Source organism: Helicobacter sp. (assembly GCF_017502485.1).
In the GTDB taxonomy this organism is placed as follows: domain Bacteria; phylum Campylobacterota; class Campylobacteria; order Campylobacterales; family Helicobacteraceae; genus Helicobacter_B.
On record NZ_JAFVUX010000020.1, the window covers coordinates 71253 to 84723 of the forward strand.

Here is a 13471-nt window from a genome sequence, read left to right on the forward strand (position 1 = left end):
TATTTGCACAAGAGATGTATAAACTCATCGATCCACCTCACCAAAAATAGCATTGCACGAGCCCACAATTGTAACAATGTCAGCAATATATGCGCCTGTAAGCATTTCTTGTAAAATCGCTGTATGCGCAAAGCTTGGAGTTTTGATTTTCATTCTCTGGGGGTATGCCTCCCCAAGCGAGTGGATAAAAAATCCAAGCTCACCACGCGGAGACTCTGTAGGAACATAAACTTCACCCTTTGGCGGGCGCATACCTTGAGTAACTAGCACAAAATGCTGCATAAGCGAGTAATTTTGCGTCATAATCTCTTCTTTTGGTGCAGAGATATACTCTGGGGCACGCGCCATAAGGTCATCTCCTGTGCTAGTGGTATTACTACTTGGATAAAGCGCAATGAGCTGGTGCAATAGCTTAATAGACTCTCTAATCTCAAGCATATAGAGTCGATAGCGATCATAACTATCCCCATAATGCCCAATAGGCACAGCAAAATCTAGTTCATTATAAAGCTCATAGGGCTCTTCCTTACGAATATCATAGGCAATGCCCGTAGCGCGTAGCATAATCCCACTAAGCCCCCACGACTTTGCCATCTCTTGAGAGACCGCTCCCACACCTTCAAGGCGCATTTTCCAAATGCGATTTTCATCAAGCAAACCCTCAAACAAATCCACACTTTTGCTTGCTTCTTGTAAAAACTGCTCCAAATTCTCTAGCCAGCCACTTGGGAAATCTAGCGGGACACCACCTATACGAATAGCATTATGCGTAAGCCTAGCACCGCAATAATCCTCTATCAAATCCAGCCCATACTCACGCGTCTTAAACGCGTATAAAAACATCGATAGCGCACCCACATCCATAGCATGCACAGCGATAAAAAAGATATGGGAGATGATGCGATTAAGCTCTAAGAGTGTCGTGCGTATCACTTGAGCTTTGCGTGGGACTTGTATGCCAAGTAGTCGCTCCACCCCAAGCGCAAATGCATAGTTATTTCCAATAGCAGAAATATAATCAAGCCTATCAGTTGTAGGCATAAATTCATTATAGATCATATTCTCTGCAAGCTTTTCTATGCCTCTATGCAAGTAACCAATCTCTGGGGTAGCTCTTTTTACTCTCTCACCATCTAGCTCTAACACCAATCGTAGCTGCCCGTGCGTTGATGGGTGTTGCGGTCCAAAATTTAGCACCATTGTGTTGTCATCGCGCTCAAAATGTATGTTTTCAAACTGCGGTTTTAAACGCGTGTAGTTTTGTCCCATTATTTCCTTCTTTCAAGGCGAATTTTTTTCGCCCTAGCAATGTCTTTGACAAAAAGAGCCTTAGAAGCATCCATATAGAGCCCTTCACTCTCCTCTCCAATTGCATCAAGCTTAGAGAAGCTACGCGCATCATTAGGATCTACACGCGCACTATCGCGCTGCTCTGCTCCTATCACTTCTCTATACTCCTTGCCAAAGATTTTATCAATCTCATACCAAGCAGCATATTCATCGCCCTGCAAAGGGTAAGAGCGACGCAGGGGATGCCCCACCCAATCCTTTGGCATAAGCAGACGGGTAAGGTTTGGGTGATTGACAAACCTTATGCCAAGCATATCATACGCCTCTCGCTCGCTCCACAAAGCCAGAGAAAAAATCGAAGAAATAGAGTCCATTTGCTCATTTTCACCAAGGTAGCATTTTACACGCACACGCCGCTTATCATCAAAGCCTTCTTGTACAGAATGCAACTGATAGAACATCTCAAAGCGATTGTCTTTAGCGAGCATATCAACTGCACTCATCTCGCTAAGCACTTCATAGCCTAGGCTTTTAAGCTTTGTTAATACCCCTACAATATCATCTTTACACACCCAAAACACTGCTACTCCAAGCTCGACATACACCCTATCAATCCTAAAACTATAGGCTAGATGATTGTAGATAACCTCCCACGCGCTCCCTTGTATGGGCAGCTTTATTGTCTCTATAGGCTGATAGAATCTAGGTGTATGTGTGGGCTTTCTTTGCACATCAATATGCGCCGAATGCTCTGGTTTTACGGGAGCATGGGTAGTAGATGGCAAGAGATAGTCATAATCCTGCTGGGGATTTTGGGTATTTTCACTAGACATACTCTCTCCTTAACTCTCTAAAATCTAGCCTATATGATCCGCTTTGCCTTCGGTGGCAATGCTTTGCTAGAGCGGATTTTGCGCTGCAAGACTAGAAGTGCGTATTGCAAGGTCTCTGGGCGAGGTGCGCAACCGGGCAAATAAATATCCACGGGGATAATCCTATCTACCCCCTGCACGGTGGAGTAGGTATTAAACATACCGCCTGTATTTGCACAACTCCCCATAGAAATCACCCATTTTGGCTCGGGCATTTGGTCATAAAGTCGCCGCGTAAATTCTGCGTGCTTTTTGGTCAAAGTGCCTGCAATAATCATCACATCACTCTGTCTAGGAGAAGCACGGAAAATCGTGCCAAATCGGTCAAAGTCAAAGCGACTCCCACCAGTTGCCATCATCTCTATTGCACAACACGCTAGTCCATAAGTCATAGGCCAAAGCGAGTTGCTCCGCCCCCAATTTAGTAGTTTATCCAATGTGCCAAGTGCAACAGGCACACCCATAGCCTGCAAGTCTTTTACTCCATATTCTGCCATCGCAATGCCCCCTTCTTCCACGCATAAGTCAGTCCCACAACAAGCAGTAGGACAAAGCTTACCATCTCAACAAACACAAACAATCCTAGCCCACTTGCGACAAAACTCTTATACACTACAGCCCAAGGGATCATAAACACCACTTCAATATCAAATAGCACAAACAAAAGCGCGATGATGAAAAAATGGTGAGAAATTTTGGCTGGCTGCTTGATTGGCACGGGTCCACACTCATAAGGTGCCATCTTTAGCTTTTCATTGTTTTTTCTAGCAAGCTTGCGGGAGATAAATCGCTGGATTTTAAGTGTATAGTTAAACGCAACAAAGCTTAACACAAATAAAACAAACACCCCAAAATACGCGTGATCAGTAAATACCGATGAAGCTTGCGTGCTAGCAAAATATTTTACGCCCACAAGCTCTGGCGCAAACTCTTGTAGTTGCTCTACAGAATCTAAGGCAGACATATTACTCCTTGTATCAAGGTAGGTAAGTAATGCTAGGGTATCTCTATGCATAGCTAAATGAAATTAAATTTTAAACCGAAAAAGTTTAATAGAATCTTAACTTTTATGTAATTTGGAGCAAACAAAATCCTAGCCCTAGAGAGTCATACACCCTAGCTATAAGCTTTTCCTAGATTCTAGTAGGCAAACGCCTTTGCATAAAATCTCTCCAGCTGCCTAATCTCACGCTCGCTAAAGCCACATTGCAGTCGTGCTTTGGTATTTGGGGTCTTGCCACATAGATTAAAGCTTGTAAATTTTGCACACAATGCTAAAAACACTTGCTCGCTTATGTCACTAGTCACTTGAGTGTGCCCTAGCCCATTCTCTTGCTCTTGCGTAGGCACAAACTCTTCCCATATCTTGCTTACCCTAGAATCTAACTGCCCATAGCGCAAAAGTACCTGCACATCTGCTCGTATAGATTCTGCTATGCGCGCTGGCAAGGTAGATTCCACAGCTTGGTGGCGAGATGATAAAGCACTGCAAAGTGCGAATTTCCACCAGCGATCCCCCTTGCTTACATGCCCTATTTCATCACGCAAGATACACTGCAACACTTCATCGATTTTGCCAAACATTGGGTGCTTAGAGGCAGCAAACTTGCGCGAGACAAAAGGGTTGGCATCAAGCCCACGCGCTTCAAGCCCCCTATGCACCACACCCATACGATAAAGTAAGCTTGCATTAGTCTCAAAACTTGCCATATAGAGATTACTATGCACAGCAAAGTCCCCATACCGCGCTCCAAACTCCCCAAGCAAACCATCTAGGAGAAAAAAGTGCCTAAACTCTTCTTCTGCCACTCCTAGCCAATCTGCATAATACTCGTATGGCAGGTGGCGAAACCTATAAGCAGAATCTAGTGCTAGCGTTACTGCACTGTATTCTATATGGGCGATTGCGTGCAATGCTCTAGCAAATCCGCTACTAGATTCTAGCTTGCCTTGCTTAATGAGGCGCGCGGGCTTTATGGGGGCGCAAGTATAGGGCGCGATGGATTCTATGGGTAAGTGGTGTGCAATTGTTAGCCTATGGGATAAAAAGTCTTCATACAAATCCAAGAACAACAAATGCTTTGATCGCATATCTTTAGTAGCTAGCACACACCCTAACCTAGTGAAAAACTCCTGCACACTCAATCCTTAAAACACTTAGTGATACTCTAGCGCATTTTGTAATGCCTTGACATTATGTGCAATAAATTCTGTGTAGGACTGTAAGCCTTTAAGGCTAGAATCTAGCAGACCTCCACCCCATAGAGATCCTATCACTGCGTGCATATCGGCGATTTTTAGCAGCTGGATATTACTAGTGCTAATCCCACCAATTGCACAAATTGGGAGAGTTAGCTCAGCTTTAGCCCGAGCTAGAATCTCTAGCGACGCACGCGGGGCATTTGGCTTAGTTGATGATGGGAAAAACGCTCCAAACGCCACATAATCCACACCCATAGATTCTAGGAATTTTGCCCTTTGCAAATCCCCATAGCTTGAGACTCCTAAAATCCCTTTAAATCTTTGACGCACGCGAGAGAGAGCGCTTTGAGAGCTGGCATCATCTCTACCAATATGCAAAGCTTTGGCATTAAGCTTTAGTGCTAGTTCTAACCTATCATTTAGCACAAAGAGTGCGCCATAGTGCTCACATAGCTCTAAAAGCTCTTTGGCATAGGGGTAGAGCCACTCATCACTATGGGTTTTATCGCGTAGTTGGAAAATTTTCACCCCTGCTTTAAGTGCAGATTCTACGCATAATGGCAGAATCTCGTAGGGTGTTACTAACTCATTAGAAATCGCATAAATACCACACAAGCTAGATCCCATATATATCCTTACACATTAAGGCTTTAGACTCTGTATTGTAGCAAAGACTTCTACACAGCCAAATCTAAAGCTAGAATCTAGCTTGCACTTTGGTATTAGATCTACCTAGCTAAAGCTAGGGCTTAAAAATCTGCACGCAAGCTTAGCCAATAGTTTCTACTTGGTAAGATTCTTTGGTATCTGTTTTGCGCGGAGTTGTTGCTACCTGCAGCATAATCCATAAAATACACATCAAAGAGATTATTTACTGCAAAAGTTAGTGCGTAGTGCTTAGCGAATTTATAAGTAGCTGCTACATCAACGATCTGATAGTCTTTGTAGTATTTGCCTACAATTTGTCTTACATTGGTGCGCGAGTTAGCCCCTGCAAAAGGTGTGGGTGTTTCAAACTTCCCACTCCAGCGCACATAGATACTAAAATCTCGCCATTGGTATTTGGGCGTTAGGGTGAAGCTATGGCGCGGGATGGAGTTAATCGGCTCGCCTTTGCTTGCGCCACTTAGGGCTTGTGTGTAGGTGTAGCTATAATTTGCATCAAGGGATACCCCATACCACGGCTTAATTTTCGCGCCAAACTCTAAGCCCGTCACAAGCGATCGCTCGATATTGCGATAGGTGTTACAAGTACCACTAGCGCAAATTTGGTTAATCCCGGGGATTTGTGTATTACTTGCGCCTGTTATGCTTAGAGTTTCGATTTGGTTGTTAAAATCTGTGTAGTAGCCCGTTAAGATAAACATCGCTGGATTGGTATCAATAATAGCACTTAGCTCATAATTCCAGCTTTGCTCTGGTCTTAGGTTTGGGTTACCATAAGTAGTAGTGCTGCCGTTACTGGTATCTGTGCTAACCACCCCATCAATGCTCTGCAAAAGCGTGGGGACTAGCATCCCACTTGCGACCCCGGTTTTAAAGGTAAGCCACCTAGTAGGATTGTAATTGACATAAAAGCGTGGGTTTAGCGTGTTGAAGAATCTATCACTATAATTAAAGCGCACACCAAGCGTGGCGTTAATGTATTGGTTGATAAGATAGCTCCCCTCAGCAAAAGCAGCAGCTTGATTTTGGTGCATATTCCTCCACCTTGAAGAAATTGTCCCAACTAAATTCTCATAATGGTAGAAAACACCGCCATTAAAGGTGATCACACCATAATCTTCTAGGTCAAAGTTATGTGTATAAACGCTTTGGGCGATCGCAGTTTGGGCTATGCGCTCATTTGCCCAATTGATATACCCGCCCCGATTCCCACCAACAGGGACATTAGCGTGCGGGGCTATAAGATTGAGAGAGTGCTGCACATAGCTAGAGAGCTTCCCCCACTCATAATCCCCCTCGTGGTTTAGCACGGAATTGACCTTAAAAAGCTCTTGAATAGAAGTTATCGCTCGACTAGAAGTATTAAGCGAGCCAAGACGACCATTATAAACTTCAGAATCTAAGTAGATATAGTCGCGTTTTGTAGGCGTATAGTTGAGTCTAAAGCCTCCGTTAAAGTTGTGCGAGCCTGTGGAAGAGTGTGTAGCATAGGGGTTATTATTATTGTTTGATGTTACCCAAGAAGGTCTTAGAAATTTATTAGCTTCATTAAACCGCCCTGAAGCACGCAAATTTAGAGAAAGCTTATCTTTAATGAGCGGGGTGTTGATATAGGCGTTTGCACCATAGGCGTTGCCCCACTCACTACCTGGCTCAAACATTTTAGATTCTAACTGAACTCCGCTTGCAAGCTTACTGGTGTGCTTCTTGGTGATGATATTGATAACCCCACCCATCGCATCGCTTCCATAAATGATAGAGGCAGGACCGCGGACTACTTCTATTTTTTCTATCATCGAAGGTGGTGGTATAAAGGAGGTTTGATTCCCAAATCCGTTTTGCACAAAGCCACGCGTGGTGTTTTGCCTCTTGCCATCGATCAAAATAAGCGTGTATGCCGAGCCAAGTCCGCGCATAGTGATGGTGTTTTGCCCTGTTTTATCCTGCTCGACATAAACCCCGGGGACATCTTGCACCGCATCACCAAGATCGCGAATAGGTCGCGTTAGAATCTCTTCTCTGTCGATTATACTAATGCTAGCTGGAGCTTCTTTGATAGTTTGCCCATATCCAGTAGCGGTTACGACCTGCTCATCAAGACTTTTTGTCTCTACCACATTAGCTACCTTGCTAGGCGCGCTATCGTTGTTTATAGATGTCCCCCCCCTTCTACATTTTTGCGCTTTTGCATAGAATCCTGATCAGCGACAATGGTATCACTAAGTACAGGTAAAGGAGCGGTAATAATGCTCACCAAAAGTAACGAGAGTGTTTTCATAAATTCTCCTCTATCTCATAAAAATTGGTTGCTTCAAAAATGAAACGCGTTATTATAATTTAATAATAATTAAACTTATTTTAAATTCTATATCCAAATATTAACTCTAGTGTGTGCCAGAATTTAAGCAAGAAAACTAGGTAGGGCTATACAAGTGGCTTGGGTAGAATCAAGCAGAATACACGCAGTGTGGGTGCTAAAAGTGGGTAAGAGTCTCCAAAGCTTTTATGCTAAAGCTTTTCTCGTAAGAAGCTAAAAGGTGGCAAGGGCAAGGCGAGTTTAAAAGCATTGACATTGCCGCTATGGATAGAATCTAGCTCTTTATTATCTGCTAGGCAGATTCTATCAAATCGCATATACTGCACGCCATTTTCTATAAATATCTCTCCCAAATCACTTGTGCCACATTCCACATTTTTGCCAAAAGGCATAACAATCTCCTTTGTCTCCCCCACTCTTATAGTATGCTTACATACGGCCCACTCCCCGCTTTCATCAACTTCAGCATTGACTTGATAGCTTCCCTCGCTTATAGCAGTTTGATGATTTTGGGTGTTAAGCTTTTCATAAGGGCGATGCACAATGTAGCCATCAGTAAAGCCACGATTTTTAAGTGTTTGCAACTCATTGATATAAAAGCTAGAATCCACTTCGCTACTTGCGCCACTATAATAGCTATCAATGGCTGCACGATATGCCCTAGCAGTAATCCCTGCATAATAATTTGACTTTGTTCTACCTTCAATCTTTAACGCATCAATCGCCCCAGAATCTAAAATCTCCTTAATATGTCCGCTTAGATTCAAGTCCTTAGAGTTAAAGATATGCGTCCCCAAGCCCTCTTCCTCTTCTAGTCTCATCATCACGCCATTATCAGGGTTTTTGACATAAAATTCCTTGCCATCAAATTTCACAAGTTCATCGTTCTCCACATTTCGCACAAAATATTCATAATCAAATCGGCAGTCATTCGCACAGCTTCCGCGGTTTGGCACGCGCCCACTTTGCAATGCAGAGATAAGACATCGCCCAGAAAAGGCAAAGCACATACTACCGTGTATAAAAATCTCAATCTCTAAGTCCGGCAAATGCTTTTTAATCTCTATTGCATCTTTTAGACTTATCTCGCGTGCCGCGACTATGCGCTTCACTCCCATTTCATAGAAAACTTCTGCATCAAGCACATTTAGGACATTGGCTTGAGTGGATAGGTGGATAGGGATTTGCGGGGCTATTTTCTTGCTTAAGCGCACCACCCCGGGAGCTGCTACAATAAACGCATCAGGGGATAAATCAGCCATTTTAGCGATGTGAGATTCTAAGAGTTTAAGTTGAGAATTAAAAGGAAAGCCATTAATGGTAACAAATACCTTTTTACCTAGCTTATGAGCGTATTCCACGCCTTTAGCAAAGTCTTCATAGCTAAACTCCTTTCCCGCTCTTGTGCGTAGTGAGAAGTGGCTAACCCCACCATATACCGCATCCGCCCCATAAGCAAGGGCGATTTTTAGCTTATGTAAATTCCCAGCAGGGGAGAGAAGTTGCACCTTTTTGGATATACACTCTGTACTATGCTGCATAATAATGTCTCATAAAAAATAATAATTCTATGGTGTAAGCGTGGCAAACACTATTGCTTCGCACCAAATGAAGCAATCAACGCCTCAATATCCTCTTCATTTGCCACATCATCTTTATTGTCCCCAGCGATAAATACTGCCGAACTCACGCGCTTACTATCATCTATCTTGCCCTCAAAGAGTGAGTTCATATATTGAGCCAACGCACGCATTACATTGATAACGCGTTCAATTTTTTGCCGATGAATATCTTGATACTGCATTAAGTCCATAGCCTGCATAGATGCGTCATTAATCTCATCTGAAGCACTTAAAATCCCTTTGATATTATCTTTGACTGATTGTGTAGATTCTAAAGCATTCTGAAAACTTTGGATATGTGGAAACGCCACACAAAGCTTGGAGAAAAGCTCTTCTTGTGTTTCAAGGTATTGTTTAAGACTTTTGGCTTGTTTTTGAATCTTACCCGCACTATCGCCCATAATCTCAAGCTGGTCAAAGATCTGCGTACCTTTAACTTCTGTATCTTTTGTTACTTCATCAAGCTGATGGACGACTTTGTGGTCTTCTGTCGGTGGAGGTGGTGGCCAGTGTCTTGAGGCTTGGACACGGAAATTGTCAGGGTCAAACCCATCTTTAACAGCAATCTCATCAGTCATCCCTACTGACTCTTCACTAGATTCTGGCATATCAATACTCTGCAAGCCAGAATCTCCCTCGCTCATCAATGCATCTAGCTCTTCTTGCGTCATCGCACATCCTTACACCGATTCAAAAATGGTATGATTATACACCACGGAAGTTTAATTTTATATGATTTAAGCACACTATAAACTGCCACCATACTAGATAACTACCATATGTAGAGAAATGCAGGCTTCTACTTGCGCAAGCTCTTGTAGCACTTCGCTAGAGACTGCATTATCCACCAAGATCACTGCAAGCGCTTCATTTTTAGCATTGCGAGCAAGTCGAAAATCTGCAATATTGATTTTATGCTTGCCTAGAATCTGTCCAACATTTCCTATAACACCGGGCACATCAGTGTTTTTGAAAAGTAACATTCTTCCCTTTGGTTCAATCAATACTTCAAATTCATTAATTGCACTTAGGCGGATAATATTGTCATCAAAGACCGTCCCGGATACACTTAGGCTGCCGTTATTTGTATAGGCGGTGAGAGTGATGAGATTTTTATAAGACTTTGAGCTCTCGCTTGCTTCTTTGACGATTTCTATCCCTCTCTCCTTGGCAAGAAAAGGTGCATTTACATAGTTGATTTTATCGCCAAGAGATGGTTTTAAAACACCAACAATCGCATAAGTCTCAAGAGAATCTATATGGTTGCTAATTTCACCTTGTGCAGTAATTTTAATGGAGGTAAGCACGCTTTTATCCAACTGCGAGCAAAGAAAGCCTAGCTTTTGCGTAAGCTCCATATAATGACTAGCAAAGTCGGGAAGCTGGGTGGTGCTTGTTGGGAGATTGAGCGCATTAGGGTAGGCGATACCGCGCGCTGCCTCCATAGCAACTTGTGCAGCTTGCTTGGCAATTTCTTCTTGTGATTCTAGTGTATTTGCGCCAATATGTGGGGTAACATAGACATTTGGTAAATCTAAAAGCTTGCAGCTTGTCCCGGGTTCTTTATCAAACACATCAATCCCAGCCCAGCGCACCTTACCACTCTGTAAGCTTTGATATAAATCATCCTCATTGTATAGCCCACCCCGCGCACAATTAATCAAAATCACTCCATCTTTCATCTTTGCTAGCTCTTTAGCGGTGATCATATTTGTGGTTTCTGCATTTTTTGGGGTATGAATTGTGATAATATCGCACGACAAAATTTTATCAAAATCTTTCACATACGATACCCCAGCATTGATCGCCTTAGATGGCAGGATATATGGATCGTATGTCAAAACTTCTGCTTCAAAAGCCTTGCAACGGATACCAACCCTAGAGCCAATATTGCCAAAGCCAATTACTCCTACTTTTTTGCCCTTAAGCTCTGTGCCATACCAATCCTCCCTTTTCCACTTTCGCTCATTTTTGAGCTGAGCATTTGCACTGGGGAAATTGCGTATAGCACTTAATATATGTGTCATTGTAAGCTCTACGGCAGCGATGGTATTAGCCGTGGGGATATTCATCACCACAATTCCTTGTTTTGAGCAACCATCTATATCTACATTATCCACACCCACGCCAGCGCGCACCACTGCCTTAAGACTCGGCACAGCTGATAAAAACTTTTCTTTAACTGGTGTAGAGCTACGGGTAATAGCAACATCGACTTCTTGCAGTGCCTGCAGCAACTCATCTTTGGGCAAATCTGCTAAATTTAGCAAAACTATGTCGCTTTGGGATGCGAGCATATCCAAACCTTTTTGATGTATATGATCGCACACGGCTATTTTATACATTGGGCGTCTCCTTATTGATAGGTGTATGGCACTTCATAGTATTGCAACTCTTTTATAAGCTGCTGCGCCTTTAGGTATTCTTTAGGGATATAGACAATTAGGTCAATGGAGTTGCTATTTTTACTATAAGCAAACTCAATATTCTTTTGCTTAAAGAGCTCATTTAAGCAGAAAAACAAATACTGATCTACTGCCGCAATAAAAATCTTTTGCGGAATAGCCTGAATGTCTGGATCAACAAAATCCACAAAAATATCAAACTCATGCGCCGGATAAGAATAGGCTTTATTAAAATTTTTAAGATTATCAAGCCAATTGTCTTTTGTGAGATTTGGTGCTAACGCAACCGGAGCTTCCGTTGCGAACTCAACATCAACTTGCCTAGCCCCAACTTGTGTCTTATAGTAGAGTAGCCACCCAAAGCTACCCCCCACAAACACACTCACAAGCAAGACAATAAAGATGGTCCTTGTTTTCATATAGCCCCAATTTATGAGCGTTGGATTTTATCTTTCAATTTGTCTCCAAGCGTCATTTTATCAGTGCTATTGATTGCGCGGATTTCTTCTTTTTGCTTCTGTCGCTCTAGTCGCCTTACAGATATACGCACGCGGTTATTTTGCTTATCAATAGCAACAATCACACCTTCAATCTCACTACCAATCTCTATTTCTTCCTTTTTTAAGGGGTATAAATCTTCATTACGAATAAGCGCATCAACACCATCAACTTCAATAAACACACCAAAATCTTTGCTATCTATCACCTTGCCCTTGACAATATCATCGACTTTATGTGTCTTGCTAAACACTTCTGCTGGGGACTCCTCAAGGGTACGCCTGCTAAGGGAGATTCTTTGATTAGCACTATCGATTTTGACGATTCTTACCTCAAGCTCTTGTCCAACCTTAAAAGCATCTTTGCACTTATTACCCTTCTCCCAAAAAGCATCTTCATTATGTAGTAGTCCATCAACCTGTCCTAGGCTAATAAATGCGCCAAAATCTGTCAAGGTAGCAACCTTGCCCTTTACAACATCATTAAGCTTATAGGTTTTCATAAAGTTATCAAAAGGCTTTTCTAAAAGATTCTTTAAGGATACACGCAGTCTGCGATTAGCAGGGTTAATTTCAATCACTTCGACATCAATCTCATCACCAACTTTCACAATATCGCTCGGATGTTTAATATTCTTATCCCAAGAAAGCTCAGAAATATGCAAGAAGCCTTCCATATCATTGCCAATATCTACAAACGCACCATACGCTTCAATATTACTGACAACAACCTTAATTGTATAGCCCTTTTTCAACTCTTTTTGTACTTCTTGCCAAGGATCTTGCGTAACAGCCTTGATAGAGAAAGACAATCGCTTCTTCTCTTCATCATAACCTACGACCTTAAGAGATACACGATCATCTTCTTTATAGAGCTTTGCAGTATTGACAGGACCTTTATGGCTAATCTCTGTGTAATGCACAAGCCCCTTAACTCCATCAACTTCCACAAACATCCCAAAGCTTGTGATGCTTTTGACAACTCCTTCAAAAACCTTACCCTCTTCTCCTAAAAGCTTTTTCACACCTTCTGCCTGTCTTGCATCATCAATTTCAAAAAATCTTTTACGAGATACAATGATGGAGCGCTCATCTGGACGCACATCAATAATGCAAGCCTTGATCCTTTGTCCAATGTTTTTGGCAGAATCTTTAAGTGCGGCAGCAGCACGAGGCATAAAGTAATCCACCCCATCAGCTTCTAACACATAACCACCTTTATTCTTGCGAACGATCTTGCCCTCAACGACCTTATCTTTGAAATCACTACCTAGCTCTTTGATTTTCCGCTCGACATTAGCAAGCTTAATTGCCTTTTTGTGCGACACACTAGGTCGCTCACCCTTCCCAGAGGATACGAACACGATAATTTCATCACCCACATTAAAGGGGATTTTCCCTCTCTCATCAGCAACCTCTGCTAACCCTAAAAACCCCTCTATCTTCTCGCCCACATCAACAAGTAAGCCATTGTCGTGAATAGCAATTACCTTGCCTATTTTCACCTGCCCTAGCTCTTCTTGCTTCTCTCTTTCTGCGAGCATTCTTGCGAACTCGCCATTATCCTCTGTATCATCCAAAACTTTCAACATTGTCATTT

At 42.6% G+C, this 13471-nt stretch carries 13 protein-coding genes; all 13 read right to left on the reverse strand.

Translation table 11 applies throughout. From position 1 onward, the window contains the following. Positions 1–24 precede the first annotated feature (24 nt). Positions 25–1269: an NADH dehydrogenase (quinone) subunit D gene (gene nuoD, locus IKB69_RS04200; RefSeq protein ID WP_290946397.1), complete on the reverse strand. Its 1245-nt coding sequence runs from the start codon at positions 1267–1269 to the stop codon at positions 25–27. Continuing rightward, entirely contained in the window at positions 1269–2123 is an 855-nt protein-coding gene (locus IKB69_RS04205; RefSeq protein WP_290946399.1) for an NADH-quinone oxidoreductase subunit C, read from the reverse strand. Before IKB69_RS04205 ends, nuoD begins: the two co-directional genes overlap by 1 nt. Positions 2124–2152: 29 nt before the next feature. Then, entirely contained in the window at positions 2153–2659 is a 507-nt protein-coding gene (locus IKB69_RS04210; protein ID WP_023930734.1) for an NADH-quinone oxidoreductase subunit B, read from the reverse strand. Further along, positions 2641–3126 (reverse strand): NAD(P)H-quinone oxidoreductase subunit 3, encoded by a 486-nt coding sequence (locus tag IKB69_RS04215; protein ID WP_290946404.1) that lies wholly within the window; start codon positions 3124–3126, stop codon positions 2641–2643. Before IKB69_RS04215 ends, IKB69_RS04210 begins: the two co-directional genes overlap by 19 nt. Positions 3127–3302: 176 nt before the next feature. Then, positions 3303–4301 (reverse strand): ferritin-like domain-containing protein, encoded by a 999-nt coding sequence (locus tag IKB69_RS04220; protein ID WP_290946406.1) that lies wholly within the window; start codon positions 4299–4301, stop codon positions 3303–3305. An 18-nt stretch (positions 4302–4319) separates the two neighbouring features. Beyond that, positions 4320–4991 carry a thiamine phosphate synthase gene (locus tag IKB69_RS04225; protein ID WP_290946408.1) on the reverse strand — a complete coding sequence of 224 codons (672 nt, stop codon included), beginning with the start codon at positions 4989–4991 and terminating at the stop codon, positions 4320–4322. A 122-nt stretch (positions 4992–5113) separates the two neighbouring features. Beyond that, on the reverse strand, positions 5114–7147 hold the full coding sequence (locus IKB69_RS04230; RefSeq protein ID WP_290946411.1) for a TonB-dependent receptor: 2034 nt from the start codon (positions 7145–7147) through the stop codon (positions 5114–5116). Positions 7148–7179: 32 nt separating this feature from the next. Further along, positions 7180–7308: a hypothetical protein gene (locus tag IKB69_RS04235; protein WP_290946413.1), complete on the reverse strand. Its 129-nt coding sequence runs from the start codon at positions 7306–7308 to the stop codon at positions 7180–7182. A gap of 230 nt (positions 7309–7538) precedes the next feature. Next, positions 7539–8888, reverse strand: a complete 1350-nt coding sequence (locus IKB69_RS04240) for a peptidase U32 family protein (RefSeq protein ID WP_290946415.1) — start codon at positions 8886–8888, stop codon at positions 7539–7541. Positions 8889–8938: 50 nt separating this feature from the next. After that, a complete protein-coding gene (locus IKB69_RS04245; RefSeq protein WP_290946416.1) occupies positions 8939–9640 on the reverse strand; it encodes a chemotaxis protein in 702 nt (233 codons plus the stop codon). 93 nt (positions 9641–9733) lie between these two features. After that, positions 9734–11314 (reverse strand): phosphoglycerate dehydrogenase, encoded by a 1581-nt coding sequence (gene serA / locus IKB69_RS04250; protein ID WP_290946420.1) that lies wholly within the window; start codon positions 11312–11314, stop codon positions 9734–9736. 11 nt (positions 11315–11325) lie between these two features. Next, positions 11326–11793, reverse strand: a complete 468-nt coding sequence (locus IKB69_RS04255; RefSeq protein ID WP_290946422.1) for a hypothetical protein — start codon at positions 11791–11793, stop codon at positions 11326–11328. Positions 11794–11804: 11 nt separating this feature from the next. Then, complete coding sequence (locus tag IKB69_RS04260; RefSeq protein WP_290946425.1) at positions 11805–13463, reverse strand: 30S ribosomal protein S1; 1659 nt, start codon at positions 13461–13463, stop codon at positions 11805–11807. Between the last annotated feature and the right edge of the window lie 8 nt (positions 13464–13471).

What these genes read in the sequence shown, in the direction of transcription:
- nuoD (WP_290946397.1), bottom strand. Translation starts at nt 1,269, where the DNA reads ATGGGACAAAACTACACGCGTTTAAAACCGCAGTTTGAAAACATACAT.
- IKB69_RS04205 (WP_290946399.1), bottom strand. Translation starts at nt 2,123, where the DNA reads ATGTCTAGTGAAAATACCCAAAATCCCCAGCAGGATTATGACTATCTC.
- IKB69_RS04210 (WP_023930734.1), bottom strand. Translation starts at nt 2,659, where the DNA reads ATGGCAGAATATGGAGTAAAAGACTTGCAGGCTATGGGTGTGCCTGTT.
- IKB69_RS04215 (WP_290946404.1), bottom strand. Translation starts at nt 3,126, where the DNA reads ATGTCTGCCTTAGATTCTGTAGAGCAACTACAAGAGTTTGCGCCAGAG.
- IKB69_RS04225 (WP_290946408.1), bottom strand. Translation starts at nt 4,991, where the DNA reads ATGGGATCTAGCTTGTGTGGTATTTATGCGATTTCTAATGAGTTAGTA.
- IKB69_RS04235 (WP_290946413.1), bottom strand. Translation starts at nt 7,308, where the DNA reads ATGAAAACACTCTCGTTACTTTTGGTGAGCATTATTACCGCTCCTTTA.
- IKB69_RS04240 (WP_290946415.1), bottom strand. Translation starts at nt 8,888, where the DNA reads ATGCAGCATAGTACAGAGTGTATATCCAAAAAGGTGCAACTTCTCTCC.
- IKB69_RS04245 (WP_290946416.1), bottom strand. Translation starts at nt 9,640, where the DNA reads ATGACGCAAGAAGAGCTAGATGCATTGATGAGCGAGGGAGATTCTGGC.
- serA (WP_290946420.1), bottom strand. Translation starts at nt 11,314, where the DNA reads ATGTATAAAATAGCCGTGTGCGATCATATACATCAAAAAGGTTTGGAT.
- IKB69_RS04255 (WP_290946422.1), bottom strand. Translation starts at nt 11,793, where the DNA reads ATGAAAACAAGGACCATCTTTATTGTCTTGCTTGTGAGTGTGTTTGTG.
- IKB69_RS04260 (WP_290946425.1), bottom strand. Translation starts at nt 13,463, where the DNA reads ATGTTGAAAGTTTTGGATGATACAGAGGATAATGGCGAGTTCGCAAGA.